A 26325-nucleotide genomic window follows, 5' to 3' on the forward strand; every position below is an offset into this window, starting at 1 on the left:
TATCGGTCTGATAAGAGTAAGGTCGAGCGTCGCGGGTTCGAGTCGAGCGTGCGGGAGTCTCGGGTTTACCTGAAGGACCCTTCAACAGAGGGCTTATCATGCCTAGAAGAAGAGTTGCGGCCAAGCGCGAGATCCTCCCGGATCCCAAGTTCGGAAGCGAGCGTCTGGCTAAGTTCATGAACCACCTGATGGTCAGCGGGAAGAAGTCCACAGCTGAGCGTATCGTCTACGGTGCGCTGGACAGGGTTGCCGAGCGCAGTAATGAAGACCCGCTGGAGATCTTCGACAAGGCGCTGGAAACCATCCAGCCCATGGTCGAGGTGAAGTCCCGCCGCGTCGGCGGTGCGACCTATCAGGTGCCGGTCGAGGTTCGCCCGTCCCGCCGTCAGGCGCTGGCCATGCGTTGGCTGGTGGATGCGGCTCGTCGTCGCGGCGAGAAGACCATGGTGCAGCGCCTCGCAGGCGAGATGCTCGATGCCGCCGAAGGCAAGGGCTCCGCGGTCAAGAAGCGTGAAGACGTGCACCGCATGGCGGAAGCCAACAAGGCTTTCTCGCACTATCGCTTCTGATAAGCGTAGCGCCAATCATCGCACCGCCAACCAACGGGGAGTTCCACCGTGGCTCGCAAGACTCCACTAAACCGCTACCGCAACCTGGGTATCGTCGCACACGTCGATGCCGGCAAGACCACCACGACCGAGCGCGTGCTGTTCTATACCGGTGTCAACCACAAGCTGGGCGAGACTCACGAAGGCGCCTCCACCACCGACTGGATGGAGCAGGAGCAGGAGCGGGGTATCACCATCACCTCCGCTGCCGTGACCACCTTCTGGAAGGGCATGAACCACCAGTTCGATGAGCACCGCATCAACATCATCGACACCCCTGGGCACGTCGACTTCACCATCGAGGTGGAGCGCTCCCTGCGGGTTCTCGACGGTGCTGTCGTGGTGCTGTGCGGCTCTTCCGGCGTGCAGCCGCAGACCGAGACCGTGTGGCGTCAGGCCAACAAGTACGAAGTGCCGCGCATGGTGTTCGTCAACAAGATGGACCGCACCGGTGCCGACTTCTTCATGGTCGTCGATCAGCTCAAGGATCGCCTGGGCGCCAACGCCGTGCCGATCCAGATCAACTGGGGCACCGAGGAGGAGTTCCAGGGCGTCATCGACCTGATCGAGATGAAGGCCATCAAGTGGAACGAGGCTGACCTCGGCACCACCTATGACCTCGTCGATATTCCGGCCGAGCTCCAGGAGACCGCTGCGGAGTACCGCGAGCAGATGGTCGAGGCCGCCGCCGAGGCGTCCGAGGAGCTGATGGACAAGTACCTGGAAGGCGGTGAGCTGACCAAGGAAGAGATCAAGGCCGGCCTGCGTCGTCGTACCCTCGACAACGAGATCGTCCTGGTCACCTGCGGCTCCGCGTTCAAGAACAAGGGCGTGCAGGCGGTGCTGGATGCGGTCATCGAGTACCTGCCGTCACCCACCGAGGTCAAGGCCATCGAGGGTGAGCTGGACGACAAGGACGGCACCGTGGCCACTCGCGAGGCGGACGACAACGCCCCCTTCGCTGCCCTGGCCTTCAAGATCGCCACCGACCCCTTCGTTGGTACCCTGACCTTCATCCGCGTCTACTCCGGCGTGCTGAAGTCCGGCGACAGCGTCTTCAACTCCGTGAAGATGAAGAAGGAGCGCGTCGGCCGTATCGTCCAGATGCACGCCAACTCCCGCGAGGAGATCAAGGAAGTGCGCGCCGGCGATATCGCCGCCTGTATCGGCATGAAGGACGTCACCACCGGTGATACCCTCTGCGACCAGGAAGACAAGATCATCCTGGAGCGCATGGAGTTTCCGGACCCCGTCATCTCCGTGGCCGTGGAGCCCAAGTCCAAGGCCGACCAGGAGAAGATGGGCGTGGCGCTGGGCAAGCTGGCCCAGGAGGATCCCTCCTTCCGCGTCAAGACCGACGAAGAGACCGGCCAGACCATCATCTCCGGCATGGGCGAGCTGCACCTGGACATCATCGTTGACCGCATGCGTCGCGAGTTCAAGGTCGAGGCCAACATCGGCAAGCCGCAGGTGGCCTACCGCGAGACCATTCGCGGCACGGTGGAGCAGGAAGGCAAGTTCGTGCGCCAGTCCGGCGGTCGCGGCCAATACGGCCACGTCTGGCTGCGCATCGAGCCGCTCACCAAGGAAGACAAGGGCGAAGATGAAGAGATGAGCTTCAAATTCGCTTCCGAGATCGTCGGCGGCGTGGTTCCCAAGGAATACGTGCCGGCCGTCGAGAAAGGGGCCTACGAGCAGCTGCAGAACGGTGTCATCGCGGGCTACCCGATGATCGACGTCAAGGTTACGCTGTACGATGGTTCCTACCACGACGTGGACTCCAACGAGACCGCGTTCAAGGTCGCCTCTTCCATGGCGATCAAAGAAGGTGCCAAGAAGGCCAAGGCCGTGCTGCTGGAGCCGGTGATGAAGGTCGAGGTCGTGACCCCCGAGGACTACATGGGTGACGTCATGGGCGACCTGAACCGCCGTCGCGGCCTTGTTTCGGGCATGGATGACTCCTCCATGGGCAAGATCATCCGCGCTCGGGTTCCGTTGGCTGAGATGTTCGGTTACGCGACCGATCTGCGTTCTCAGACCCAGGGCCGCGCAAGCTACGTCATGGAGTTTGCGGATTACGAAGAGGCGCCGTCCAGCGTCGTTGAAGCCGTCATCAACCAAAACGGTTAACCGTTAGCTAACGTAAAGAGGTTATAGCAGTGGCTAAGGAAAAATTTGAGCGTTCCAAACCGCACGTCAACGTCGGCACCATCGGTCACGTCGACCACGGCAAGACCACTCTGACTGCGGCCCTGACCCGCGTCTCCGCCGAGGTGTTCGGCGGTGACTGGCGCGAGTTCGACACCATCGACAACGCCCCGGAAGAGCGTGAGCGCGGTATCACCATCGCCACCTCTCACGTGGAGTACCAGTCCGAGCAGCGTCACTACGCTCACGTCGACTGCCCCGGTCACGCCGACTACGTCAAGAACATGATCACCGGTGCTGCCCAGATGGACGGCGCTATCCTGGTCTGTTCCGCCGCTGACGGCCCCATGCCGCAGACCCGCGAGCACATCCTGCTGTCCCGTCAGGTTGGCGTTCCGTACATCGTCGTGTTCCTGAACAAGGCCGACATGGTCGACGACGAGGAGCTGCTCGAGCTGGTCGAGATGGAAGTTCGCGAGCTGCTGAACGAGTACGACTTCCCGGGCGACGACACCCCGATCATCACCGGTTCTGCCCTGATGGCGCTGAACGGTGAGGACGAGAACGGCATGGGCACCACCGCCGTTGCCAACCTGATCAAGGCCCTGGACGAGTACATTCCGGAGCCGGAGCGCGCTATCGACCAGCCGTTCCTGATGCCGATCGAGGACGTCTTCTCCATCTCCGGCCGCGGCACCGTGGTGACCGGTCGTATCGAGCGCGGCATCGTCAAGGCCGGCGAAGAGATCGAGATCGTCGGTATCCGTGACACCACCAAGACTACCGTTACCGGTGTCGAGATGTTCCGCAAGCTGCTCGACGAAGGTCGTGCCGGTGAGAACGTCGGCGCCCTGCTGCGCGGCACCAAGCGTGACGAAGTCGAACGTGGTCAGGTTCTGGCCAAGCCGGGCACCATCAACCCGCACACCGTGTTCGAGGCTGAGGTGTACGTGCTGTCCAAGGAAGAGGGTGGTCGTCACACTCCCTTCTTCAAGGGCTACCGTCCGCAGTTCTACTTCCGTACCACTGATGTCACCGGCACCTGTGAGCTGCCGGAAGGCGTCGAGATGGTCATGCCGGGCGACAACGTCAAGATGGTTGTTACCCTGATCGCCCCGATCGCCATGGACGAAGGCCTGCGCTTCGCCATCCGTGAAGGCGGCCGCACCGTCGGCGCCGGCGTCGTGGCCAAGATCGTCCAGTAAGCTTCGGCTGAATGGCGATCGAAGGGGGCTCCGTCAGGGGCCCCCTTTCTGCGCACCGCGGAGAGTGTTTGACACTCGTCCGCGGCGCACCTATAATGCGCATCCTTTGAATGCGTGGGTAGACGGCTCGCGCCGTCGAGATCCATTGGAGTTAAGGGCTAATGCAGAACCAGAAGATTCGCATTCGGTTGAAGGCCTTCGACCATCGCCTGATCGACCAGTCCGCCGCGGAGATCGTAGAGACCGCCAAGCGTACCGGCGCTCAGGTTCGTGGTCCGATCCCTCTGCCGACCAATCGCGAGCGGTACACCGTGCTGGTCTCGCCGCACGTCAACAAGGACGCGCGCGACCAGTACGAGATTCGTACCCACAAGCGTGTACTCGACATCGTCGAGCCCACGGAAAAGACCGTCGATGCCCTGATGAAGCTCGATCTCGCCGCTGGCGTGGACGTGCAGATCAAGCTCGACTGATATTTCCACACTAGACACTCGCGGCCCAGCGCTCGTCGCCTCTTTCGAAGAGCTTGGATGAGCAGCAGCCGCCGCGCCGTGAGGCGCCATACAACGTGCTAGTGGAATGCTCTGGAAAGGGCAGCCATAGCGGGTGATAGCCCCGTACACTATAGGAGACTGAGTATGACTATCGGTTTGGTCGGTAAGAAGGCCGGGATGACCCGCGTCTTTGCCGAAGATGGCGCATCCGTGCCCGTAACCGTGATCGAGGTTGAGCCCAACCGCATCACTCGCGTCAAGACCGTCGAGTCCGACGGCTACGCCGCGGTTCAGGTGACAACCGGCTCCCGCAAGGCCAAGCACCTCACCAAGTCCCAGGCGGGTCAGTTCGCCAAGGCGGGTGTCGAGGCCGGTCGTTCGCTGATGGAGTTCCGTCTTGAAGAAGGCGATGAGGCTCCGGAAGTGGGCGGCGAATTCACCGTATCCCTCTTCGAAGCTGGTCAGAAGATCGACGTGACCGGCACCTCCAAGGGCAAGGGTTTCCAGGGCGCCGTCAAGCGCTGGAACTTCCGTACCCAGGACAACAGCCACGGTAACTCCCTGTCCCACCGTGCGCCGGGCTCCATCGGCATGTGCCAGACCCCGGGCCGCGTGTTCAAGGGCAAGAAGATGGCTGGTCAGATGGGCAACGTTCGTTGCACCGTCCAGAGCCTCGAAGTCGTGCGCGTAGACGCCGAACGCAACCTGCTGCTGGTCAAGGGCGCCGTGCCCGGTGCCACCGGTAGTGACGTCATCGTGCGCAGCGCCGTGAAAGCAGGCTGAAGGGGAATACACCGATGAATCTGAATCTTGCTGCCGGCGCCGGCACCGTCGAAGTGTCCGACGTCACCTTTGGCAAAGAATTCAACGAAGCGCTCGTGCATCAGGTCGTCACCGCCTATCTGGCCGGTGGTCGCCAGGGCACCCGCGCCCAGAAGAACCGTTCCGACGTGCGTGGCGGCGGCAAGAAGCCGTGGCGCCAGAAGGGCACCGGCCGCGCTCGTGCCGGTACCATCCGCTCTCCGCTGTGGCGCAGCGGCGGCGTGACCTTTGCGGCGCGTCCCCAGGACCACAGCCAAAAGGTCAACCGCAAGATGTACCGTGCGGCGATGCGCTCGATCCTCTCCGAGCTGGTTCGCCAGGAGCGTCTGGTGGCCGTCGAGGAGATCACCGTCGAGGCACCCAAGACCAAGCAGCTGGTCGCCAAGCTCGAAGAGCTGGGCCTGGAGAAGGTGCTGATCGTCACCGAAGAGGTCGACGAGAAGCTCTACCTGGCCGCCCGCAACATCCCCAACGTGGATGTGGTGGACGTGGCCGCCGCTGACCCGGTGAGCCTGGTCGCCTTCGACAAGGTGCTGGTCACCGTCTCCGCCCTGCGCAAATTCGAGGAGAAGCTGGCATGAACCAGGAGCGTGTATTCAAGGTCCTGCTGGGTCCGCACGTGACCGAGAAGGCCGCCATGGCTGCCGAACGCAACCAGTACGTGTTCAAGGTGGCCAGCGACGCGACCAAGCCCGAGATCAAGAAGGCCGTCGAGGCTCTGTTCGGCAAGAAGGTCGACCGCGTTCAGACGCTGAACGTCAAGGGCAAGACCAAGCGCACCGCGCACGGTCTGGGTCATCGCAAGGGTTACCGCAAGGCCTACGTTACGCTGGCCGCCGGTGAGACCCTTGAAGACTTCTCTGGCGCCGAATAAGGGCAGGAGTACGGACAATGGCAATCGTCAAGACCAAACCCACATCCGCCGGCCGTCGCCACGTCGTCAAGATCGTTGGCAACGACCTGCACAAGGGCAAGCCGTATGCGCCGCTGCTCGAGAAGCAGTCCCGCAGCGGTGGTCGTAACAACAACGGTCGCATCACCACCCGCCACGTGGGCGGTGGTCACCGTCAGCACTACCGGATCATCGACTTCAAGCGCACCAAGGATGGCGTTCCGGCCGTCGTTGAGCGCCTCGAGTACGATCCGAACCGTAGCGCCCATATCGCGCTGCTCAAGTACCTGGACGGCGAGCGTCGCTACATCATCGCGCCCAAGGGCGTGAGCGCAGGCGACAAGCTCGAGTCCGGCGTGAACGCAGCCATCAAGAAGGGCAACGCCCTGCCGCTGCGTAACATCCCGCTGGGTTCCACCGTGCACTGCATCGAGCTCAAGCCCGGCAAGGGCGCCCAGATCGCTCGCAGCGCCGGCACCAGCGCCCAGCTGGTCGCCCGCGAAGGCAACTACGCCACCCTGCGTCTGCGCTCCGGCGAGATGCGCAAGGTGCTGAGCGAGTGCCGCGCGACCCTGGGTGAAGTGAGCAACTCCGAGCACAGCCTGCGTCAGCTTGGCAAGGCCGGTGCAAAGCGCTGGAGAGGTGTGCGTCCGACCGTTCGCGGCGTGGCCATGAACCCGGTGGATCACCCGCACGGTGGCGGTGAAGGCCGCACCAGCGGTGGTCGTCACCCGGTCTCCCCGTGGGGTATCCCCACCAAGGGCCACAAGACCCGTAAGAACAAGCGCACCGACAAGCTGATCGTTCGTCGCCGCAAGGCCAAGTAACAGACATTAAGAGGTAACGGCTGTGCCACGTTCACTGAAGAAAGGTCCCTTTATTGACCTTCATCTGCTGAAGAAGGTTGAGGCTGCAGTGGAGAAGAGCGACCGCAAACCGATCAAGACCTGGTCGCGTCGCTCCATGATCCTGCCCAACATGGTCGGGCTCACCATTGCAGTCCATAACGGTCGCCAGCACGTCCCGGTGCATGTCTCCGAGGAAATGGTTGGCCACAAGCTGGGCGAATTCGCTGCTACCCGCACCTATCGCGGTCATGCGGCGGACAAGAAAGCCAAACGGTAAGCCAGAGAGGATTGAGAGATGGAAGTCACAGCTAAGCTGCGTGGCGCTCGTTTATCCGCCCAGAAGGCCCGTTTGGTGGCTGACCAGGTGCGCGGTAAGCCGGTCGCCGAGGCGCTCGACCTGCTGACCTTCTCACCGAAGAAGGCTGCCAAGCTGGTCAAGAAGGTGCTGCAGTCCGCCATCGCGAATGCGGAAGAAAACAACGGCATGGATATCGACGAGCTGCGTGTCTCGACCATCTGCGTCGATGAGGGCATGACGCTCAAGCGTATCAAGCCGCGTGCCAAGGGCCGCGCGGATCGTATCTTGAAGCGCACCTGCCACATCACCGTCAAGGTAGCCGAGAAGTAGGAGTCGACCAGATGGGTCAGAAAGTCAATCCGACAGGCATCCGCCTGGGTATCGTCAAGGACCATACCTCGGTCTGGTATGCCGAGCGCGGCGCCTATGCCGACAAGCTGAACAACGACCTCGAAGTGCGCCGCTTCCTGGAAGAGCGTCTCAAGAACGCCTCCGTGAGCCGCATCACCATCGAGCGTCCGGCCAACAACGCACGCATCACCATTCACACCGCCCGTCCGGGCATCGTGATTGGCAAGAAGGGCGAGGATGTCGATCGCCTGCGTCGTGAGGTCACCGCGATGATGGGCGTGCCCGTGCACGTCAACATCGAGGAAGTTCGCAAGCCCGAGCTGGATGCCATGCTCGTTGCTCAGAACATCGCTGGCCAGCTCGAGCGCCGCGTCATGTTCCGTCGCGCCATGAAGCGCGCGGTACAGAACGCCATGCGTCTGGGTGCCGGCGGCATCAAGGTGCAGCTCTCCGGTCGCCTGGGTGGCGCCGAGATCGCTCGCACCGAGTGGTACCGGGAAGGTCGTGTTCCGCTGCACACCCTGCGTGCGGACATCGACTACGCCACCTACGAGGCCAAGACCACCTACGGCATCATCGGTGTCAAGGTGTGGGTCTTCAAGGGTGAGATCCTCGGGGGCATCGAAGAGGTCCGCGCCAAGGCGAAGCAGCCTCAGGCCGCGCCCTCCAAGAAGAAAGGTTCCAGGTAAGGGGAGAGCGAGTCGATGTTACAACCCAAGCGTATGAAATTCCGCAAGATGCAGAAAGGCCGTAACCGTGGCCTGGCGCATCGCGGGAGCAAGATCAGCTTCGGGGAATACGGCCTGAAGGCAACCGGTCGCGGCCGCATTACTGCGCGCCAGATCGAAGCCGGCCGTCGTGCGATCACCCGTCACGTCAAGCGTGGCGGCAAGATCTGGATCCGCGTATTCCCGGACAAGCCGATTTCCAAGAAGCCTCTCGAAGTCCGTATGGGTAAGGGCAAGGGCTCCGTCGAGTACTGGGTCGCACAGATCCAGCCGGGCCGGGTCCTGTACGAGATCGAGGGCGTGTCCGAAGAGCTGGCTCGTGAGGCCTTCTCTCTCGCCGCCCAGAAGATGCCCGTATCCACCACCTTTGCGAAACGGACGGTGATGTGATGAAAGCCCAGGAAATTCGTGAAAAGTCAGTCGACGAGCTGAACAGTCAGCTCCTCGAACTCCTCCGCGAGCAGTTCAACCTGCGCATGCAGAAGGCCACCGGCCAGCTCAGCCAGACTCATCTGCTCAAGCAGGTTCGTCGGGACATCGCCCGGGTGAAGACTGTGCTCAACGAGAAGGCAGGTGACTGAGATGGCCGCAGAGAAGAAAACCCGTACGCTCACCGGCAAGGTGGTGAGCGACAAGATGGACAAGTCCATCGTCGTGATGATCGAGCGCCGTGAGCGTCACCCGATCTACGGAAAATACGTCAAGCGCTCCACCAAGCTGCACGCCCATGACGAGGCGAACCAGGCGAAGGCCGGTGACACGGTCTCCATCCAGGAGTGCCGTCCGCTGTCCAGGAACAAGTCCTGGACGCTGGTCGAGGTGGTCGAGCAGGCCAAGGGCTGATCGGCTCACGCCTGTCAAACCAGTGCAGTCAGATTAGGTTTGGAGAAAACCGATGATTCAGACTCAGACAATGCTGGATGTCGCCGACAACAGCGGGGCGCGCCGGGTGCAATGCATCAAGGTGCTGGGCGGTTCACACCGTCGCTACGCCCACGTTGGCGACATCATCAAGGTCACGGTGAAGGAAGCCATTCCGCGTGGCAAGGTCAAGAAGGGCCAGGTCCTCAAGGCGGTGGTGGTTCGCACCCGTAGTGGCGTCCGTCGTCCCGACGGTTCGCTGATCCGCTTCGACGGAAATGCGGCGGTTCTGTTGAACAACACCAACGAACAGCCGATCGGTACCCGTATCTTCGGGCCGGTGACCCGTGAGCTTCGGAACGAGAAGTTCATGAAGATCATTTCCTTGGCGCCTGAAGTGCTGTAAGGAGCGAGGCGGATATGCAAAAGATCAAACGTGACGATGAAGTGATCGTCATCGCCGGCAAGGACAAGGGCAAGCGAGGCACCATCAAGCGCGTCCTGAAGGACGACCGCTTTGTCGTGTCCGGTGTGAACATGATCAAGCGTCACACCAAGCCCAACCCCATGGCGGGCAATCAGGGCGGTATCGTCGAGCGCGAGGCTCCGATTCACGCGTCCAACGTAGCCATCTTCAATCAGGAGACCGGTAAGGCGGATCGCGTCGGCTTCCAGGTTAAGGAAGACGGTACCAAGGTACGTATCTACAAGTCGACGCAGACGCAGATCGACGCCTAACGCGAGTCGGGTAGCAAAATGGCGAACTTGAAAGAACGTTATCAGAACGAGGTGGTGGCTCAACTCAAAGAGCAGTTCAGCTACGCCAACGTTATGCAGGTACCCCGGATCACCAAGGTGACCCTGAACATGGGTATCGGCGAAGCGACCAGCGACAAGAAGCTGATCGAGAATGCCATCGGTGACATGGAGAAGCTCTCCGGTCAGAAGCCGATGGTGACCAAGGCACGCAAGTCCATCGCGGGCTTCAAGGTGCGTGAAGGCTGGCCGATCGGGATCAAGGTGACCCTGCGCTCCGAGCGCATGTGGGACTTCCTCGATCGCCTGGTGAATATCGCGATCCCCCGCGTTCGTGACTTCCGTGGTCTCAACCCGAAGTCCTTCGACGGTCGTGGCAACTACTCCATGGGGGTGCGTGAGCAGATCATCTTCCCGGAGATCGAGTATGATAAGATCGATCGGATCCGTGGTCTGGATGTCACCATCACCACCACCGCCAACACCGATGACGAAGGTCGTGCGCTGCTGAGCGCGCTGAACTTCCCGTTCAAGAAATAAGGGTGGGACCATGGCAAAGAAGAGCATGATAGAGCGTGAGCTCAAGCGCACCAAGCTGGTAGCGAAGTACGCCGCCAAGCGTGCTGAGCTCAAGGCGATCATCCAGGACGTGAACGCTTCCGACGAAGAGCGCTTCGAGGCAACGCTGAAGCTGCAGCAGCTGCCGCGCGACTCCAGCCCGGTGCGTCAGCGTAACCGCTGTCGCGTCACTGGCCGTCCGCACGGCTTCTACAACAAGTTCGGTCTCGGCCGCAACAAGCTGCGTGAAGCCGCCATGCGTGGCGACGTGCCCGGGCTCAAGAAGTCCAGCTGGTAACGCCACGTAGAGATATCAGGAGCGCAACGTAAATGAGCATGCAAGACACTCTGGCGGATATGTTCACCCGTATCCGCAATGCGCAGATGGCCACCAAGGAGACGGTCACCATGCCGTCCTCCAAGCTGAAGGTCGAGGTGGCCCGCGTGCTGAAGGAAGAGGGTTACATCACCGACTTCGCGGTGGCCGATAGCGCCAAGCCCGAGCTGACCGTTACCCTCAAGTACTTCGAGGGCAAGCCGGTCATCGAGCACCTGCAGCGCGTGTCCAAGCCGTCCCTGCGTCAGTACAAGGGCAAGGACGCGCTGCCGAAGGTCGCCGATGGTCTGGGAATCGCGATTGTCACTACCTCTCAGGGTGTGATGACCGATCGCGCGGCTCGCAAGGCCGGTGTCGGTGGCGAAGTCATCTGCACCGTATTCTAGGAGTTTGGAATGTCCCGCGTAGCCAAATATCCGGTAAAAGTGCCCGCTGGCGTCGAGATCAAGTTCGACGGTGACCAGCTGACCGCCAAGGGCGGCCAGGGCACTCTGTCACTGACCATTCACCCCGACGTGGTGATCGGTCAGGAAGAGGGTCAGCTGACCTTCACTCCGAGTGAGTCCGCCAAGAGCTGGGCCATGGTCGGCACCACCCGTGCCCTGGTTCAGAACCTGGTCACCGGCGTGAGCGAAGGCTTCACCAAGACCCTCGAAATCATCGGCGTCGGTTATCGTGCCCAGGCCAAGGGCCAGACGCTCAATCTGTCACTGGGCTTCTCGCACCCGGTCGATTACACGCTGCCTGAGGGTGTCACGGCGGAAACGCCCAAGAACACCCAGATCGTGCTGAAGAGCGCGGACAAGCAGAAGCTCGGCCATGCTGCCGCGGAAATCCGCGCCTTCCGTCCGCCCGAGCCCTACAAGGGCAAGGGTGTCCGGTACGCCGACGAGCAGGTGCGTCGCAAAGAAGCCAAGAAGAAGTAAGGCAGGGTTATGAACGCGAAGAAAGAATCTCGTCTCCGTCGTGCCCGCCGCGCTCGCGCCAAGATCCGCGAGCTGGGCGTGTATCGCCTGTGCGTCAACCGTACCCCCCGTCACATCTACGCGCAGATCATCTCGCCGGATGGTGGCAAGGTCCTCGCCAGCGCTTCCACGCTGGACAAGGCCCTGCGTGAGGGTGCTACCGGCAACGCCGACGCCGCCGCCAAGGTGGGCGCGCTGATTGCCGAACGCGCTAAAGAAGCAGGCATCACCCAGGTAGCCTTCGATCGTGCCGGTTTCAAGTACCACGGCCGCGTCAAGGCCCTGGCCGACGCCGCTCGTGAAGGCGGCCTGGAATTCTAAAGGGTTTTACGATGGCGAAGAACGAACAGCAAAGCGGCGACCTCCAGGAGAAACTGGTCCAGGTCAACCGTGTCGCCAAGGTGGTCAAGGGTGGCCGTATCTTCGGTTTCACCGCCCTGACCGTCGTAGGCGACGGCAAGGGCCGGGTCGGCTTCGGTCGTGGCAAGGCGCGTGAAGTGCCGGTCGCGATCCAGAAGGCCATGGACCAGGCTCGCCGCAACATGGTCAAGGTCAACCTCGCGGGTGGCACCCTGCAGTACCCGGTCAAGGCCCGTCACGGCGCCTCCAAGGTGTACATGCAGCCGGCCTCCGAAGGTACCGGTATCATCGCCGGCGGCGCCATGCGCTCCGTGCTGGAACTGGCGGGCGTCCATGACGTTCTGGCCAAGTGCTACGGTTCCACCAACCCGGTGAACGTGGTGCGGGCTACCGTCAAGGGCCTGACCTCCATGCAAGCGCCGGATGACATCGCCGCCAAGCGCGGTCTGTCCGTCGAAGCAATCACGGGGTGAGCACCATGGCAGCAACGATCAAGGTTACCCAGACCCGCAGCACCATCGGCATCCTGCCCAAGCACAAGGCCACCATGAAGGGCCTCGGGCTGCGCCGCATCGGTCATACGGTTGAACTGGAAGACACCCCTGCCGTGCGCGGCATGGTCCACAAGGTGAACTACCTTGTGCGCGTTGAGGGAGAGTAATCCATGAAACTCAATAGCCTGAGCCCGGCACCGGGCTCCAAGCACGCCGAGAAGCGTGTCGGTCGTGGCATCGGCTCCGGTCTGGGCAAGACCGGCGGCCGTGGTCACAAGGGCCAGAAGTCGCGCAGCGGCGGCAGCGTCAAGCCCGGCTTCGAGGGCGGTCAGATGCCGCTGCAGCGTCGTCTGCCGAAGTTCGGCTTCACCTCCATGAAGTCGCTGGTCTCCGAGGAAGTGCGCCTGGCCGAACTGGCCAAGGTTGCCGGTGACGAAGTCACCCTCGAGACCCTGAAGCAGGCCAACGTGCTGAAGGACGCCACGCTGCACGCGAAGGTGATCCTCTCCGGCGAACTGAACAAGGCGGTTACCGTCCGCGGCATCAAGGTCACCAAGGGTGCCCGTGCCGCGATCGAAGCCGCCGGCGGCAAGGTAGAGGACTAAATGGCCAAGTCAGGAAAGATGCCGGCGATGGGCAGCGGTCTGAGTGAACTGTGGGCGCGTCTGCGCTTCGTGCTCCTCGCCATCGTGGTGTACCGAATCGGTGCCCACATCCCCGTGCCCGGTATGAATCCTGACCAGCTTGCTGCCTTGTTCAGGGAGCAGCAGGGCACCATCCTGGGCATGTTCAACATGTTCTCGGGTGGCGCCCTGGAGCGCATGAGCATCATGGCGCTGGGCATCATGCCCTACATCTCGGCGTCGATCATCATGCAGCTGCTGACTGCCGTCTCGCCCCATCTTGAGCAGCTCAAGAAGGAGGGCGAGGCCGGCCGTCGCAAGATCAGCCAGTACACCCGCTACGGCACCGTGCTGCTCGCCCTGGTGCAGGGCACCGGCATGTCGGTGGGCCTGGCCAGCCAGGGCATCGCCTATACGGCCGACTTCAGCTTCTACTTCACCGCCATCGTCACCTTCGTGTGCGGTGCGGTGTTCCTGATGTGGCTGGGCGAGCAGATCACCGAGAAGGGGATCGGCAACGGTATCTCGCTGCTGATCTTCGCCGGTATCGTCGCCGGCCTGCCCGGCGCCGTCGGTCAGGCCTTCGAGCTGGCTCGCAACGAAGGCGCCTGGAACGTGCTGCCGCTGCTGGCCCTTTCGGCCCTGGGTGTGGCCACCGTGGCCTTCGTGGTGTTCATCGAGCGCGGTCAGCGCCGCATCACGGTGAACTACCCGCGTCGCCAGGTGGGCAACAAGATGTATGCCGGCCAGAGCAGCTACCTGCCGCTCAAGGTGAACATGGCGGGCGTGATTCCGCCCATCTTCGCCTCGAGCATCCTGCTGTTCCCCGCCTCCATGGGGCAGTGGGTCGGTTCAGGTGACGGCCTCGAGTGGCTGCAGCGCGCTTCCCAGGCCCTTGGCCCGGGTCAGCCGCTGCACATCTTGCTTTTCGCCGCGGCGGTGGTATTCTTCTGCTTCTTTTACACAGCGCTGGTCTTCAATCCCAAGGACGTCGCCGACAACCTCAAGAAGTCGGGTGCCTTCCTGCCGGGGATTCGTCCGGGCGAGCAGACCGCTCGCTATGTCGACAAGGTCATGACCCGTCTGACCCTGTTCGGCGCCTTGTACATCACTGCGGTTTCCCTGATGCCCCAGTTCCTGATCGTGGCCTGGAACGTGCCGTTCTTCTTCGGTGGCACGGCCCTGCTGATCATCGTGGTGGTCATCATGGACTTCATGGCCCAGGTGCAGTCGCACCTCATGTCGCACCAGTACGAGTCGGTGATGAAGAAGTCCAACCTGAAAGGCTACGGCAGCGGCGGCATCATGCGCTGAGGCGTGCCGCACGTGAATTGGCGCGCCGCGGGTCGAGGCATCGGTCCGCGGCGCGAGCCAACCTTGGAGAGGAACGATGAAAGTTCGAGCTTCCGTAAAGAAAATGTGCCGCAACTGCAAGATCATTCGTCGCAATGGCGCTGTCCGCGTCATCTGCAGCGAGCCGCGGCACAAGCAGCGTCAGGGCTGATCCCCTGGCACTGTGATGGACCGGCGCCGGCATGCCTCTTGCCCTTTCCGGGGTAAAGGGGTATGCTGTTGCGCCTTTTGTAGATGACCCAACGAGCAAGCCGCTCAAATTTCGGAGTAAGCTGATGGCCCGTATTGCAGGCGTCAATATCCCGGACAACAAGCATGCGGCGATCTCGCTGACCTATATCTTCGGGATTGGCCGCACTCGCGCACAGGAGATCTGTGCCGCGTCCGGCATCGCGCCGACCACCAAGATCCAGGAGCTGTCTAGCGAAGAGCTTGACACCCTGCGTTCCGAGGTCGGCAAGTACACCGTAGAAGGTGACCTTCGCCGTGATGTCACGCTGAATATCAAGCGTCTCATGGACCTGGGTTGCTACCGTGGTCTGCGTCATCGTCGTAGTCTTCCGCTGCGTGGTCAGCGTACGAAGACCAATGCGCGTACCCGTAAGGGCCCGCGCAAGCCGATCCGCAAATAACACGCACGTTCTGGCGTAAAGACAGGAAGAAACATCAACATGGCTAACCCGCGTAGCAACCGTAAAAAGGTTAAAAAGCAGGTGGTGGATGCGGTAGCGCATATCCACGCCTCTTTTAACAACACGATCATTACGATCACAGACCGCCAGGGCAACGCTCTTTCCTGGGCGACTGCCGGTGGTTCGGGTTTTCGTGGTTCTCGCAAGAGCACCCCGTTCGCTGCTCAAGTAGCAAGCGAGCGTGCAGCGACCGCTGCAGCCGAGTATGGTGTGAAAAACGTCGACGTGCTGGTCAAGGGCCCCGGTCCTGGCCGTGAATCCGCCGTGCGCGCACTCAACGCCGCCGGCTTCCGCGTGCAGAGCATCACCGACGCGACGCCCATTCCCCACAATGGCTGCCGTCCGCCGAAGAAACGCCGCGTTTAAGGAGACAGATTCATGGCTCGTTATATTGGACCGAAGTGCAAACTGTCTCGTCGTGAGGGGACCGACCTCTTTCTGAAGAGCGGTGTCACTCCCTTCGAGAAGAAGTGCAAATCCGAGCAGATTCCGGGTGTGCACGGCCAGCGCCGTCAGCGTCTTTCCGAATACGGCTTGCAGCTTCGCGAGAAGCAGAAAGTACGTCGTATGTATGGCGTACTCGAGAAGCAGTTCCGCAACTACTACAAGGAAGCGGCCCGTCTCAAGGGCGCGACCGGCGAAGTGCTGCTGCAGCTTCTCGAATCCCGACTGGACAACGTCGTCTACCGCATGGGCTACGGCTCGACCCGCTCCGAGGCTCGTCAGCTGGTCAGCCACAAGGCCATCGCCGTGAACGGCAAGACCGTCAACGTGGCGTCCTATCAGGTCAAGCCGGGTGACGTGGTCTCCGTTCGCGAGAAGGCGAAGAATCAGGCGCGCATCCAGAACGCCCTGTCCATTGCCGCCAACCGCGGCGATGTGACCTGGATCGAGGTCGATGCCAAGAAGATGGAAGGCACTTTCAAGGCGCTGCCCGAGCGTGGCGACCTGACTGCCGACATCAACGAGGCCCTGATCGTCGAGCTGTACTCCAAGTAAGCGCTGCTAGCGCCCGACCCCCTGGCGGGGGTCGGCTCCGAGTACCGAGTATCCGTTTGGCAGCCTGATAGGTGTACATATGCAGCGTTCAGTGACCGAGTTTCTTCGTCCGCGCGACATCAAGGTCGAAGAGATCAGCGCACATCACGCGAAGATCGTGCTCGAGCCCTTCGAGCGTGGCTTCGGCCACACCCTGGGCAACGCACTGCGTCGTATCCTGCTCTCGTCCATGCCCGGCTGCGCCGTGGTGGAAGCCGAGATCAGCGGCGTCGATCACGAGTACAGCGCGATCGAAGGCGTCCAGGAAGATGTCATCGAGATCCTCCTGAACCTCAAGGACGTGGCGATCAAGATGCACAGCCGCGACGAGGCGATGCTCTCGCTGAACAAGCAGGGCCCGGCCGTCGTGACCGCGGGTGATATCGCCCTCGACCACGATGTCGAGATCGTCAACCCCGACCACGTCATCGCCCATGTCAATGAGGGCGCCGAGCTGAAGATGCAGCTCAAGGTGGCGCGCGGTCGCGGCTACGAGCCGGCAGATGCCCGCGTCGGCGCCGACGATGAATCTCGTGCCATCGGCCGCCTGCAGCTGGATGCGACCTTCAGCCCCGTGCGTCGTGTTTCCTACAGCGTCGAGGCCGCGCGTGTTGAACAGCGCACCGACCTCGACAAGCTGATCATCAACCTGGAAACCGATGGCACCCTGGATCCGGAAGAGGCAATCCGTCGCAGCGCCACCATCCTGCAGGAGCAGCTGGGTGCGTTCGTCGACCTGGAAGCCGACAAGGAACAGGAAGTGGAAGAGGAAGAGGATCATATCGATCCTATCCTGCTGCGCCCCGTAGACGATCTCGAGTTGACCGTTCGCAGCGCCAACTGCCTGAAGGCCGAGAACATCTACTACATCGGGGATCTGATCCAGCGCACCGAAGTGGAGCTGCTGAAGACCCCCAACCTCGGCAAGAAGTCCCTGAACGAGATCAAGGACGTTCTGGCAGCGCGCGGTCTTTCCCTGGGCATGCGGCTGGAGAACTGGCCGCCGGCTAGCCTGAAGGACGACAAGGCCTCCGCGTGAGCGCCGACTCGAGTCCCAGTTTGGTAAGGAATCACAACCATGCGTCATCGTAAGAGTGGTCGTCATCTGAATCGGACCAGCTCGCATCGCCAGGCCATGTTCAAGAACATGAGCGTGTCGCTGATCGAGCATGAGGTCATCAAGACAACCCTGCCCAAGGCCAAGGAGCTGCGTCGCGTCATCGAGCCGCTCATCACCCTGGCCAAGCAGGATAGCGTCGCCAATCGTCGTCTGGCTTTCGCCCGCACCCGCTCGAAGGAAGCGGTGGGCAAGCTGTTCAACGAGCTGGGTCCGCGTTACGTCGAGCGTCCGGGCGGTTACGTCCGTATTCTCAAGTGCGGTTTCCGCACCGGCGACAACGCCCCCATGGCCTACGTCGAGCTCGTCGACCGTCCGGTCGTCGAGGCCGAGGAAGCCGCCACCGAGGAGTGATCCTCGACCGGCCTTCCGCCAAGGCACGCCAAACCGGCCCCTCTCGAGGGGCCGGTTTTTTTCATCTTGGGCATGCTGAGAGGAGTTCCGGTGAGTGGGCTGAATCCGAGGCTTTTCCGGCGACAGGCCTGAGCGGGGGCGCTGTGAACCCCTCCCTGGGCGCTACCGACGCCATCCCTGGCGTAGGACCCCCTCCAGGCCTGCCCCCGGCGCCGCTGCCCTCTGGGGCATCAGTTGACGCTTTCTGTCCTTTTCTTGCTTTGCTCGGCCCGCTCCAGCAGCGGCGCCAGGAAGCGCCCGGTATGGGAGGCCTCCATCTTCGCCACCTGCTCTGGGGTGCCCTCGGCGATGATGCGCCCGCCGCCGGAGCCGCCCTCGGGGCCGAGGTCGACGATCCAGTCGGCGGTCTTGATCACGTCCAGATTGTGTTCGATCACCACGATGGTGTTGCCGTGGTCGCGCAGGCGGTGCAGCACGGTGAGCAGCTGGCGGATATCCTCGAAGTGCAGCCCGGTGGTGGGCTCGTCGAGGATATAGAGGGTCTTGCCGGTGTCGCGCTTGGCCAGCTCCCGGGCCAGCTTGACCCGTTGGGCCTCGCCGCCGGACAGCGTCGTGGCGCTCTGCCCCAGGCGGATATAGGAGAGTCCCACGTCGAGCAGGGTCTGCAGGCGGCGGGCGATGGCCGGCACCGGGGAGAAGAACGCCAGGGCGTCCTCCACGGTCATCTGCAGCACCTCGTCGATGCTCTTGCCCTTGTACTGGATCTCCAGGGTCTCGCGGTTGTAGCGCTTCCCCTTGCAGACGTCGCAAGGCACGTAGATGTCGGGGAGGAAGTGCATCTCCACCTTGATCATCCCCTCGCCCTGGCACGCCTCGCAGCGCCCGCCCTTGACGTTGAAGGAGAAGCGCCCCGGCTTGTAGCCCCGGGAGCGCGCCTCCTGGGTGCCGGCGAAGAGCTCGCGGATCGGGGTGAAGATGCCGGTGTAGGTGGCCGGGTTGGAGCGCGGCGTGCGGCCGATGGGGCTCTGGTCGATGTCGATCACCTTGTCGAGCTGATCGAGCCCCTCGATGCCGCGGTGGGGAGCCGGGGTGAGGCTGGTGGCGTGGTTGAGCTCCCGGGCCGCGATGGGCATCAGCGTCGAGTTGATCAGCGTCGACTTGCCGGAGCCGGAGACGCCGGTGACGCAGATGAAGAGCCCCAGCGGCAGCTCGAGGGTCACGTCCTGGAGGTTGTTGCCGGTGGCCCCCACCAGGCGGAGCACCTTCTCCGGGTTGCCGGGAATCCGCCAGGGCGGGACCTCGATGCGCCGGGTGCCGGCCAGGTACTGGCCGGTGAGCGACTCTGGGGTCGCCATCACCGCCTCGGGGGTGCCCTGGGCGATGACCCGGCCACCGTGGACCCCGGCCCCGGGGCCGATGTCGAGCACATGGTCGGCGGCGCGGATGGCGTCCTCGTCGTGCTCCACCACGATCACGGTGTTACCCAGGTCGCGCAGATGCTCCAGGGTCTTGAGCAGGCGGTCGTTGTCGCGCTGGTGCAGCCCGATGGAGGGCTCGTCGAGGATATACATGACCCCCACCAGGCCGGCGCCGATCTGGCTCGCCAGCCGGATGCGCTGGGCCTCGCCGCCGGAGAGGGTGTCGGCGCTGCGCTCCAGGGTCAGGTAGTCGAGCCCCACGTTGACCAGGAACTCCAGGCGGGCGTGGATCTCGTTGACGATCTTCACGGCGATCTCGCCGCGGCGGCCCGGTAGCTCGAGGGTCTTGAAGTAGCGCCAGGCCTCGCCGATGGGCAGGTGCACCATCTGCGGCAGGGTGTGCTCGTCGAGGAAGACGTGGCGGGACTCCTTGCGCAGCCGGGAGCCGTGACAGGCGGGGCAGGGCTGTACGGCGATGTAGCGGGCCAGCTCCTCCCGGACCATATTGGACTCGGTCTCGCGGTAGCGCCGCTGCAGGTTGGGCAGCACCCCCTCGAAGGGGTGGTGGCGGGTCACCTTGCGGCCGCGGTCGTTGACGTAGTGGAAGGCGATCTCGTCGTGACCGCTGCCGTGGAGGATCACCTCGCGCTCGTGGCGGGCGAGCTCCTGCCAGGGGGTCTCCAGGGTGAAGCGGTAGTGCTCCGCCACGGCCTGGAGCTGGTTGAAGTAGAAGACGCTGCGCCGGTCCCACCCCTTGATCACCCCCTCCGCCAGAGAGAGCTCCGGATGGCTGATCAGCTTGTCGGGGTCGAACACCTGCTGGACCCCCAGGCCGTCGCAGGTGGCGCAGGCGCCGGCGGGGTTGTTGAAGGAGAACATGCGCGGCTCCAGCTCGGCGATGGAGTAGCCGCACTGGGGGCAGGCGAAGCGCGCCGAGAAGGCGATATCCTCGCGCTCGCCCTCCATGAAGTGGACCATGGCGACGCCGTCGGAGAGCCCCAGGGCCGTCTCGAAGGACTCCGCCAGGCGCTGCTGGAGGCCGTCGCGCACCTTGATGCGGTCCACCACCACGCTGATGTCGTGCTTCTTGTTCTTGTCGAGAGGCGCGACGTCGTCGAGCTCCAGCACCTGGCCGTCGATCATGGCGCGCACGAAGCCCTGGGCGCGCAGCTCGGCCAGCAGCTGCAGGTGCTCCCCCTTGCGCCCCTTGACCACCGGGGCCAGCAGCATCAGCTTGCTGCCCTCGGGCAGGGCCAGCACCTGATCCACCATCTGGGAGACGGTCTGTGCCTCCAGGTCCTCGCCGTGCTCCGGGCAGCGGGGCGTGCCGGCCCGGGCGAACAGCAGGCGCAGGTAGTCGTAGATCTCGGTGATGGTCCCCACCGTGGAGCGGGGGTTGTGGGAGGTGGACTTCTGCTCGATGGAGATCGCCGGAGAGAGCCCCTCGATATGGTCGACGTCGGGCTTCTCCATCATCGACAGGAACTGGCGGGCATAGGTGGAGAGCGACTCCACGTAGCGGCGCTGCCCCTCGGCATAGAGGGTATCGAAGGCCAGCGACGACTTGCCGGAGCCGGAGAGCCCGGTGACCACGATCAGCTTGTCCCGGGGCAGCTCGACGTCGATCTCCTTCAGGTTGTGGGTGCGCGCACCCCTGACCAGAATCCTGTCCATTCCTACCTCGTGGCCGCGGCAAAAGATCGATTATACGGGCCCGCCCGCGGCGGCGGCAAAGCAACGCCGGGGTGCGGCTTTCCCTGGGTGGCGGCGAGCCGCTAGAATATGCGATTCACTCAGGGGTGCCTCGCACCCGAGCATGGAACGTCAACAACCCTATGCGAAAGGTTTCCGGGCTGCTGCTCCCCGCCGAGCGGCGTGCCATTTCCGGCCTGGCTGGCCTCTATGCCACGCGCATGCTGGGCCTGTTCATGGTGCTGCCGGTGCTGGCGCTCTACGCCGATGAGCTGGTCGGCGCCACGCCGCTGCTGGTGGGGCTGGCGCTGGGCGTCTACGGCCTGACCCAGGCGGTGCTGCAGATCCCCTTCGGCGCTCTCTCCGACCGCCTCGGCCGCAAGCCGGTCATCGCCTTCGGCCTGCTGCTCTTCCTGGTCGGCAGCGTGGTGGCGGCCAACGCCGATAGCATCGGCGGCGTGATCCTGGGGCGCTGCCTGCAGGGCAGCGGGGCGGTGGCCGCGGCCATCATGGCGCTGCTCGCCGACCAGACCCGGGAGCAGGTGCGCACCGCCGCCATGGCCACCATCGGCCTCTCCATCGGCGTGGCCTTCGCCGTGGCCATGGTGCTGGGGCCCTGGCTGGCCGCCGCCTTCGGGCTCTCCTCGGTGTTCTGGTTCACTGCGCTACTGGCGGGGCTGGGGCTCATCGTTCTGTGGCGGCTGGTGCCGCCTGCGCCGCGGCGCCTGCGCCATCGCGACGTGGGCATCGACCGGGCCCAGCTCGGGGCGACCCTGGGGCGCTCGGACCTGCTGCGCCTGGACCTCTCCATCTTCGCCCTGCACCTGGTCCTGATGGCGATCTTCGTTGCCGTGCCCTTCCGGCTGGTGGAGGCCGGCATCGCGGTGGAGCGTCACGGCCTCACCTACCTGGGCGTGATGCTGCTGGCCTTCATCGGCATGATTCCGCTGGTGATCCTGGCCGAGAAGCGCCGTCAGATGAAGGCGATGTGTCTGGCCGCCATCGGCGCCATCGCCCTGAGCCTGGGCGGCATGGCGGGGCTGGGTGGCGGCCTCTGGGGGTTGCTGGCCTGGCTGTGGCTCTTCTTCGTGGCCTTCAACCTGCTCGAGGCGACCCTGCCCTCCATGCTCAGCAAGCTGGCCCCGGCGGGCGCCAAGGGCACCGCCATGGGGGTCTACTCCACCAGCCAGTTCCTGGGCGCCTTCCTGGGGGGGGTGCTGGGCGGCTTCCTGGCCCAGCAGTGGGGCCTCTCCGCGGTCTTTGTCGGGGCCGGCCTGCTGGCGCTGGGCTGGCTGGCGGCCATGGCGGGCATGTCACCGCCGCCCCACCTGGCCAGCGAGGTGGTGGCCCTGGATGAGGAGCACCAGGGAACGGCCCTGGAGAGCCTCGCCGCGCGCTTTGCCGAGGTGGCCGGGGTGGAGGACGTGCTGGTGGTGCCCGAGGAGCGGCTGGCCTACCTGAAGGTGGATCGCCAGCGCCTCGACGAGCAGGCGCTGGCCAGAGTGATCGATAATGGCAAGGAGCGCGCCTGAGGGAGAGCGCAACCCTCGGCCGCGCTCGCAACCGGGCGCCCGATGCGCCATCCTGCAGGCCTGCCTGCAGACACATGCATTCATGATTAAAGGAGTCCCAAATGGCCCGCGGCGTCAACAAGGTCATTCTTATCGGCAACCTGGGACAGGATCCCGAGGTTCGCTTCATGCCCTCCGGTGCGCCGGTCGCCAACCTGCGGCTGGCGACCACCGACACCTGGATGGACAAGCAGTCTGGCCAGCGCCAGGAGCGCACCGAGTGGCACAACGTGGTGATGTTCAACAAGCTGGCCGAGATCGCCCAGCAGTATCTCAAGAAGGGCAGCAAGGTCTACGTCGAGGGGCGCCTGCAGACCCGCAAATGGCAGGGCCAGGACGGCCAGGACCGCTACACCACCGAGATCGTGGTCAACGACATGCAGATGCTCGACTCTCGAGGCGGCGGTGATTTCCAGGGCGGTGGCCAGGCCCCGCAGGGGGGCTATCAGGGCGGTCAGTACGGCGGCGGTGCGCCCCAGCAGGGCGGCGGCTATGGTGGCCAGCCTCAGCATGGCGGCGGCTTCGGCGGTCAGCCTCAGCAGGGCGGCGGCTTCGGCGGTCAGCCTCAGCGGCCGGCCCAGCCCCAGCAGCGCCCCGCGCCGGCCCAGCCGGGCGGCCAGCAGCAGCAGGGCCAGCAGGGCAACCAGCAGGGTAACTACGGGGCGCCGGATCCTGGCAGCTTCGACGACTTCGATGACGAAATCCCGTTCTGACCACCTTGTCGGACGCGGGACACCGGGAGCCCCGGGGGCGCAGGGAGGAGCACGAGTGAAGCTGCTGATACTGGATGCCGGCCACTGCCTGAGCCTGGCACTGGCGCGAGAGGCCAACCGGCGGAGCGACACCGAGCTGGTGATCGACGCCGCCAGCGTGGTCGATGCCGAACGGCTTGCCGAGGTGGCGCCGGATGCGCTGATCATTCCGCCGCTGTCGCGCCCCATCCGGGCGGCGCCGGCGGAGGTCAGCGCCCACGCCGAGGCGGTGGAGCAGTGCATGGAGCGCTGTCGGGAGGCGGGCGTCCCCCTGGTGTGGTGCGTCTCCGACCAGCTCTACGAGGACGGCTTCGCCGAGCCCATCGACGAGCATGTCATTCCGCGCCCCCGTGACGAGAGCCTGCGCCGCCTGGTCGTCACCGGCGACCGCATTCGCGCGGAGCATCCGCGCCACCTGATCGTGCGCCTGGGCCCGCTGTTTGCCCTGGAGGGTGGCCACGCCTGGCTGGCCGAGCTGATCGACACCCTGGTGAGCGGTCGCGAGGTGCGCGGCGAGGCCGACGTCACCTGCTGCCCCACCTCGGCGGACGCCGTGGCCATGGCGCTGATCGGCATGCTCCAGCAGCAGCACTGCGGGGCCGGTGCCTGGGGCAGCTACCATATGGCGGGCACCGAGCCGGTCAGCGTCTACACCTTCGTCTCCATGGTGCGCACCCAGCTCGCCACCCGCCTCGAGGGGCGCGGCGAGCAGGTGACCCTGGGCGAGGTCAAGGCGCTGCACCACCACCACGACCACCCGCTGCGCCGAGTGCTCAACTGCCGGCGGGTGCTGGAGGTATTCGGCGTGCACCAGAAACCCTGGCGGCTGGAGGTGGGGACCATGCTGGACGCCTGGTGCCAGGCCAACCATCGCTGCCAGGAGTCGCCGGAGGGACCCGCGTCCTCATGAATGCCCTGCGCAGCCTGCTCTTCTACGTCGGCTACTTCCTGGTCATGCTGGTGTGCGGGGTGCTCTTCCTGCCGCTGGCGCCGCTGCTGCCGCTGAGCGGCCGCTACCGCCTGCTCAACGTCTACAACCACCTGATCACCGCCTGGTTTCGCTGGGCCTGCGGGGTGCGCTACGAGATCCGCGGCCGCGAGCACCTGCCCGAGGGGGCCTGCGTTATCCTGGCCAACCACCAGTGCGAGTGGGAGACCATCTACCTGCAGATCCTCAAGCCACCGGTCTGCACCGTGCTCAAGCAGGAGCTGCTGCGCATCCCGCTGTTCGGCTGGGGGCTGCGCCTGCTGCACCCCATCGCCCTGGACCGCAGCCGGCCCGCCCGGGCCATGAAGCAGGTGCTGACCCAGGGCAAGCAGCGCCTGGACGAGGGGCTCTCGGTGCTGATCTTTCCGGAGGGGACCCGGGTCGCACCGGGGCACCGCAAGCGCTACAACAAGAGCGGTGCGGTGATCGCCTGCCGTGCCGGGGTGCCGGTGGTGCCGGTGGCCCACAACGCCGGCGAACGCTGGCCGGGGCGCCACTGGATCAAGAATCCCGGGCGGCTCTCCCTGGTAGTCGGCGAGCCCATCGCGACCGCCGGCCGCACGCCGGAGGAGGTGCTGGTCGAGGTGGAGGCGTGGATCGAGGCCCGGCTGGCGGAGATCTCCGAGGTGCCGCGACCGTCGGCCTGAGGGGCACCCGGCTGACGGCAGGGCCCGATGACGAGACGCGAACGAGAACGGCGCCCCGCGGGGCGCCGTTCTCGTGTCTGCCGGGCAGGCTGTCGGGCTCACTCCTTGAGCCCAGTCCTTGAACTCAGTCCTTGAACTTCTCCAGCACCAGGCAGGCGTTGGTGCCGCCGAAGCCGAAGCTGTTGGAGAGCACCCGCTCGATGTTCACGCCATCGCGACGCTGGGTGACGATATCGAAGCCGTCGGCCTGCTCGTCGAGGGTCTCGACGTTGGCCGAGGCGGCGATGAAGTCGTTCTCCATCATCAGCAGCGAGTAGATCGCCTCCTGCACGCCGGTGGCGCCCAGGGAGTGGCCGGTCAGCGACTTGGTGGAGCTCATGGCCGGGGTGGTGTTGCCGAACACCTCGCGGATCGCCTTGAGCTCGGCCACGTCGCCCACCGGGGTGGAGGTGCCGTGGGTGTTGATGTAGTCGATCTTGCCGTCCACCGTGGCCATGGCCTGACGCATGCAGCGCATGGCGCCTTCGCCGGAGGGGGCGACCATGTCGTGGCCGTCGGAGGTGGCGCCGTAGCCGACCACTTCGGCGTAGATCTTCGCGCCGCGGGCGCGGGCGTGCTCCAGCTCCTCGAGCACCAGCATGCCGCCGCCGCCGGCGATGACGAAGCCGTCGCGGGCCTGGTCATAGGGGCGGGAGGCCTTCTCTGGGCTCTCGTTGTACTGGGTGGAGAGCGCCCCCATGGCGTCGAACAGGCAGGAGAGGGTCCAGTGCTCCTCCTCGCCGCCGCCGGCGAAGACCACGTCCTGCTTGCCCATCTGGATCTGCTCCATGGCGTTGCCGATGCAGTGGGCGGAGGTGGCGCAGGCCGAGGAGATCGAGTAGTTGACCCCCTTGATCTTGAACGGCGTGGCCAGGCAGGCGGAGACGGTGCTGCCCATGGTGCGGGTGACCCGGTAGGGTCCCACCCGGCGCAGGCCCTTCTCGCGCATCACGTCGGCGGCCTCGACCTGGTTGGCGCTGGAGGCGCCGCCGGAGCCGGCGATCAGGCCGGTGCGCTCGCTGGAGACCATCTCCGGGGTCAGCCCCGAGTCCTCGATGGCCTGGGCCATGCTCACATAGGCGAAGGCCGCGGCGTCGCCCATGAAGCGTCTCAGCTTGCGGTCGATCAGGGCGTCCAGGTCGATATCGACCACCCCTGCCACCTGGCTGCGGAAGCCGCGCTCGGCGTACTCCTCCTTGAAACGGATACCGGAACGCCCTTCCTTGAGCGCCTCGAGAACGGCCTGACGGTCATTGCCCAGACAGGACACGATACCCAGGCCGGTGACTACCACTCGTCGCATGGAAGCCTCCTGA

At 64.3% G+C, this 26325-nt stretch carries 37 protein-coding genes; 35 read left to right on the forward strand and 2 right to left on the reverse strand.

From position 1 onward, the window contains the following. The first annotated feature begins 98 nt into the window (after nucleotides 1-98). The 31 genes from rpsG to rplQ all read left to right on the forward strand — a co-directional run bounded on the left by rpsG (nucleotide 99) and on the right by rplQ (nucleotide 17902). Nucleotides 99-569 carry a 30S ribosomal protein S7 gene (rpsG, locus tag ACRYRV_RS09660; protein WP_253446388.1) on the forward strand — a complete coding sequence of 157 codons (471 nt, stop codon included), beginning with the start codon at nucleotides 99-101 and terminating at the stop codon, nucleotides 567-569. A gap of 48 nt (nucleotides 570-617) precedes the next feature. Further along, complete coding sequence (gene fusA, locus ACRYRV_RS09665) at nucleotides 618-2738, forward strand: elongation factor G (RefSeq protein ID WP_253446384.1); 2121 nt, start codon at nucleotides 618-620, stop codon at nucleotides 2736-2738. Nucleotides 2739-2767: 29 nt separating this feature from the next. Further along, the gene (gene tuf / locus ACRYRV_RS09670) at nucleotides 2768-3961 is read left to right on the forward strand and encodes an elongation factor Tu (RefSeq protein ID WP_253446380.1); all 1194 of its coding nucleotides are present in this window, start codon (nucleotides 2768-2770) and stop codon (nucleotides 3959-3961) included. A gap of 161 nt (nucleotides 3962-4122) precedes the next feature. After that, complete coding sequence (rpsJ, locus tag ACRYRV_RS09675) at nucleotides 4123-4434, forward strand: 30S ribosomal protein S10 (protein ID WP_045990862.1); 312 nt, start codon at nucleotides 4123-4125, stop codon at nucleotides 4432-4434. Nucleotides 4435-4599: 165 nt separating this feature from the next. Then, on the forward strand, nucleotides 4600-5238 hold the full coding sequence (gene rplC / locus ACRYRV_RS09680) for a 50S ribosomal protein L3 (RefSeq protein WP_299315832.1): 639 nt from the start codon (nucleotides 4600-4602) through the stop codon (nucleotides 5236-5238). Between the two features lie 14 nt (nucleotides 5239-5252). Further along, nucleotides 5253-5858, forward strand: coding sequence for a 50S ribosomal protein L4 (rplD, locus tag ACRYRV_RS09685; RefSeq protein ID WP_253446374.1), 606 nt, complete (start codon nucleotides 5253-5255; stop codon nucleotides 5856-5858). Then, nucleotides 5855-6151, forward strand: coding sequence for a 50S ribosomal protein L23 (gene rplW / locus ACRYRV_RS09690; protein WP_110070670.1), 297 nt, complete (start codon nucleotides 5855-5857; stop codon nucleotides 6149-6151). The genes rplD and rplW overlap by 4 nt, the downstream gene beginning before the upstream one ends. Nucleotides 6152-6168: 17 nt before the next feature. Continuing rightward, on the forward strand, nucleotides 6169-6996 hold the full coding sequence (gene rplB / locus ACRYRV_RS09695; protein ID WP_253446371.1) for a 50S ribosomal protein L2: 828 nt from the start codon (nucleotides 6169-6171) through the stop codon (nucleotides 6994-6996). Nucleotides 6997-7018: 22 nt separating this feature from the next. Then, complete coding sequence (gene rpsS, locus ACRYRV_RS09700; RefSeq protein ID WP_008959165.1) at nucleotides 7019-7294, forward strand: 30S ribosomal protein S19; 276 nt, start codon at nucleotides 7019-7021, stop codon at nucleotides 7292-7294. A gap of 18 nt (nucleotides 7295-7312) precedes the next feature. Then, nucleotides 7313-7645: a 50S ribosomal protein L22 gene (gene rplV, locus ACRYRV_RS09705; RefSeq protein WP_010626471.1), complete on the forward strand. Its 333-nt coding sequence runs from the start codon at nucleotides 7313-7315 to the stop codon at nucleotides 7643-7645. Between the two features lie 11 nt (nucleotides 7646-7656). After that, nucleotides 7657-8355 (forward strand): 30S ribosomal protein S3, encoded by a 699-nt coding sequence (rpsC, locus tag ACRYRV_RS09710; protein ID WP_253446368.1) that lies wholly within the window; start codon nucleotides 7657-7659, stop codon nucleotides 8353-8355. Nucleotides 8356-8370: 15 nt separating this feature from the next. After that, nucleotides 8371-8784, forward strand: coding sequence for a 50S ribosomal protein L16 (gene rplP, locus ACRYRV_RS09715; protein WP_253446365.1), 414 nt, complete (start codon nucleotides 8371-8373; stop codon nucleotides 8782-8784). After that, nucleotides 8784-8975, forward strand: coding sequence for a 50S ribosomal protein L29 (gene rpmC, locus ACRYRV_RS09720; protein WP_253446362.1), 192 nt, complete (start codon nucleotides 8784-8786; stop codon nucleotides 8973-8975). The genes rplP and rpmC overlap by 1 nt, the downstream gene beginning before the upstream one ends. A 1-nt stretch (nucleotide 8976) precedes the next feature. Continuing rightward, nucleotides 8977-9237 carry a 30S ribosomal protein S17 gene (gene rpsQ, locus ACRYRV_RS09725; RefSeq protein WP_253452282.1) on the forward strand — a complete coding sequence of 87 codons (261 nt, stop codon included), beginning with the start codon at nucleotides 8977-8979 and terminating at the stop codon, nucleotides 9235-9237. Nucleotides 9238-9289: 52 nt separating this feature from the next. Continuing rightward, a complete protein-coding gene (gene rplN / locus ACRYRV_RS09730; RefSeq protein WP_183332926.1) occupies nucleotides 9290-9661 on the forward strand; it encodes a 50S ribosomal protein L14 in 372 nt (123 codons plus the stop codon). A 14-nt stretch (nucleotides 9662-9675) separates the two neighbouring features. Further along, entirely contained in the window at nucleotides 9676-9993 is a 318-nt protein-coding gene (gene rplX, locus ACRYRV_RS09735) for a 50S ribosomal protein L24 (RefSeq protein WP_016419091.1), read from the forward strand. A gap of 18 nt (nucleotides 9994-10011) precedes the next feature. Then, nucleotides 10012-10551: a 50S ribosomal protein L5 gene (gene rplE / locus ACRYRV_RS09740; RefSeq protein ID WP_253446359.1), complete on the forward strand. Its 540-nt coding sequence runs from the start codon at nucleotides 10012-10014 to the stop codon at nucleotides 10549-10551. Nucleotides 10552-10561: 10 nt separating this feature from the next. Beyond that, nucleotides 10562-10867 carry a 30S ribosomal protein S14 gene (gene rpsN / locus ACRYRV_RS09745; protein WP_253446356.1) on the forward strand — a complete coding sequence of 102 codons (306 nt, stop codon included), beginning with the start codon at nucleotides 10562-10564 and terminating at the stop codon, nucleotides 10865-10867. 32 nt (nucleotides 10868-10899) lie between these two features. Next, nucleotides 10900-11292 carry a 30S ribosomal protein S8 gene (gene rpsH, locus ACRYRV_RS09750; protein WP_253446352.1) on the forward strand — a complete coding sequence of 131 codons (393 nt, stop codon included), beginning with the start codon at nucleotides 10900-10902 and terminating at the stop codon, nucleotides 11290-11292. A gap of 9 nt (nucleotides 11293-11301) precedes the next feature. Then, nucleotides 11302-11832 carry a 50S ribosomal protein L6 gene (gene rplF / locus ACRYRV_RS09755; protein WP_299315848.1) on the forward strand — a complete coding sequence of 177 codons (531 nt, stop codon included), beginning with the start codon at nucleotides 11302-11304 and terminating at the stop codon, nucleotides 11830-11832. 9 nt (nucleotides 11833-11841) lie between these two features. After that, nucleotides 11842-12192, forward strand: coding sequence for a 50S ribosomal protein L18 (gene rplR / locus ACRYRV_RS09760; RefSeq protein ID WP_023007536.1), 351 nt, complete (start codon nucleotides 11842-11844; stop codon nucleotides 12190-12192). An 11-nt stretch (nucleotides 12193-12203) separates the two neighbouring features. Further along, entirely contained in the window at nucleotides 12204-12704 is a 501-nt protein-coding gene (gene rpsE / locus ACRYRV_RS09765; protein WP_444985286.1) for a 30S ribosomal protein S5, read from the forward strand. Nucleotides 12705-12709: 5 nt separating this feature from the next. Continuing rightward, a complete protein-coding gene (gene rpmD / locus ACRYRV_RS09770) occupies nucleotides 12710-12892 on the forward strand; it encodes a 50S ribosomal protein L30 (protein ID WP_253446342.1) in 183 nt (60 codons plus the stop codon). A 3-nt stretch (nucleotides 12893-12895) separates the two neighbouring features. After that, nucleotides 12896-13330 carry a 50S ribosomal protein L15 gene (gene rplO / locus ACRYRV_RS09775; protein WP_253446339.1) on the forward strand — a complete coding sequence of 145 codons (435 nt, stop codon included), beginning with the start codon at nucleotides 12896-12898 and terminating at the stop codon, nucleotides 13328-13330. Next, the gene (gene secY / locus ACRYRV_RS09780; protein ID WP_253446336.1) at nucleotides 13331-14662 is read left to right on the forward strand and encodes a preprotein translocase subunit SecY; all 1332 of its coding nucleotides are present in this window, start codon (nucleotides 13331-13333) and stop codon (nucleotides 14660-14662) included. It begins immediately after the preceding gene. 76 nt (nucleotides 14663-14738) lie between these two features. Then, nucleotides 14739-14852: a 50S ribosomal protein L36 gene (rpmJ, locus tag ACRYRV_RS09785; protein ID WP_008959154.1), complete on the forward strand. Its 114-nt coding sequence runs from the start codon at nucleotides 14739-14741 to the stop codon at nucleotides 14850-14852. Nucleotides 14853-14976: 124 nt separating this feature from the next. Beyond that, nucleotides 14977-15333, forward strand: coding sequence for a 30S ribosomal protein S13 (gene rpsM, locus ACRYRV_RS09790; protein WP_253446333.1), 357 nt, complete (start codon nucleotides 14977-14979; stop codon nucleotides 15331-15333). A 39-nt stretch (nucleotides 15334-15372) separates the two neighbouring features. Beyond that, nucleotides 15373-15759 (forward strand): 30S ribosomal protein S11, encoded by a 387-nt coding sequence (gene rpsK, locus ACRYRV_RS09795; RefSeq protein WP_013331014.1) that lies wholly within the window; start codon nucleotides 15373-15375, stop codon nucleotides 15757-15759. Nucleotides 15760-15771: 12 nt separating this feature from the next. Further along, nucleotides 15772-16392 (forward strand): 30S ribosomal protein S4, encoded by a 621-nt coding sequence (gene rpsD / locus ACRYRV_RS09800; RefSeq protein ID WP_253446330.1) that lies wholly within the window; start codon nucleotides 15772-15774, stop codon nucleotides 16390-16392. A 79-nt stretch (nucleotides 16393-16471) separates the two neighbouring features. Further along, the gene (locus tag ACRYRV_RS09805; RefSeq protein ID WP_253446327.1) at nucleotides 16472-17470 is read left to right on the forward strand and encodes a DNA-directed RNA polymerase subunit alpha; all 999 of its coding nucleotides are present in this window, start codon (nucleotides 16472-16474) and stop codon (nucleotides 17468-17470) included. A 39-nt stretch (nucleotides 17471-17509) separates the two neighbouring features. After that, nucleotides 17510-17902, forward strand: coding sequence for a 50S ribosomal protein L17 (rplQ, locus tag ACRYRV_RS09810; RefSeq protein ID WP_169959407.1), 393 nt, complete (start codon nucleotides 17510-17512; stop codon nucleotides 17900-17902). A gap of 230 nt (nucleotides 17903-18132) precedes the next feature. On the opposite strand, the gene uvrA is transcribed toward rplQ, so the two are convergent. Continuing rightward, nucleotides 18133-20994 carry an excinuclease ABC subunit UvrA gene (uvrA, locus tag ACRYRV_RS09815; RefSeq protein ID WP_444985283.1) on the reverse strand — a complete coding sequence of 954 codons (2862 nt, stop codon included), beginning with the start codon at nucleotides 20992-20994 and terminating at the stop codon, nucleotides 18133-18135. Nucleotides 20995-21155: 161 nt separating this feature from the next. Between uvrA and ACRYRV_RS09820 the strand changes: the two genes are divergently transcribed. From ACRYRV_RS09820 to ACRYRV_RS09835, 4 genes are all read left to right on the forward strand, one after another. After that, nucleotides 21156-22544 (forward strand): MFS transporter, encoded by a 1389-nt coding sequence (locus ACRYRV_RS09820; protein WP_444985281.1) that lies wholly within the window; start codon nucleotides 21156-21158, stop codon nucleotides 22542-22544. A gap of 101 nt (nucleotides 22545-22645) precedes the next feature. Continuing rightward, entirely contained in the window at nucleotides 22646-23296 is a 651-nt protein-coding gene (locus ACRYRV_RS09825; RefSeq protein WP_444985280.1) for a single-stranded DNA-binding protein, read from the forward strand. Between the two features lie 55 nt (nucleotides 23297-23351). After that, nucleotides 23352-24245: a sugar nucleotide-binding protein gene (locus ACRYRV_RS09830; RefSeq protein WP_253446316.1), complete on the forward strand. Its 894-nt coding sequence runs from the start codon at nucleotides 23352-23354 to the stop codon at nucleotides 24243-24245. After that, complete coding sequence (locus tag ACRYRV_RS09835) at nucleotides 24242-24970, forward strand: lysophospholipid acyltransferase family protein (RefSeq protein WP_253446313.1); 729 nt, start codon at nucleotides 24242-24244, stop codon at nucleotides 24968-24970. The genes ACRYRV_RS09830 and ACRYRV_RS09835 overlap by 4 nt, the downstream gene beginning before the upstream one ends. Before the next feature lie 124 nt (nucleotides 24971-25094). Here the strand turns inward: ACRYRV_RS09835 and fabB are convergent, their stop codons facing one another. Beyond that, on the reverse strand, nucleotides 25095-26312 hold the full coding sequence (gene fabB, locus ACRYRV_RS09840; protein WP_253446311.1) for a beta-ketoacyl-ACP synthase I: 1218 nt from the start codon (nucleotides 26310-26312) through the stop codon (nucleotides 25095-25097). Nucleotides 26313-26325: the final 13 nt, after the last annotated feature.

Source organism: Halomonas mongoliensis (assembly GCF_052496345.1).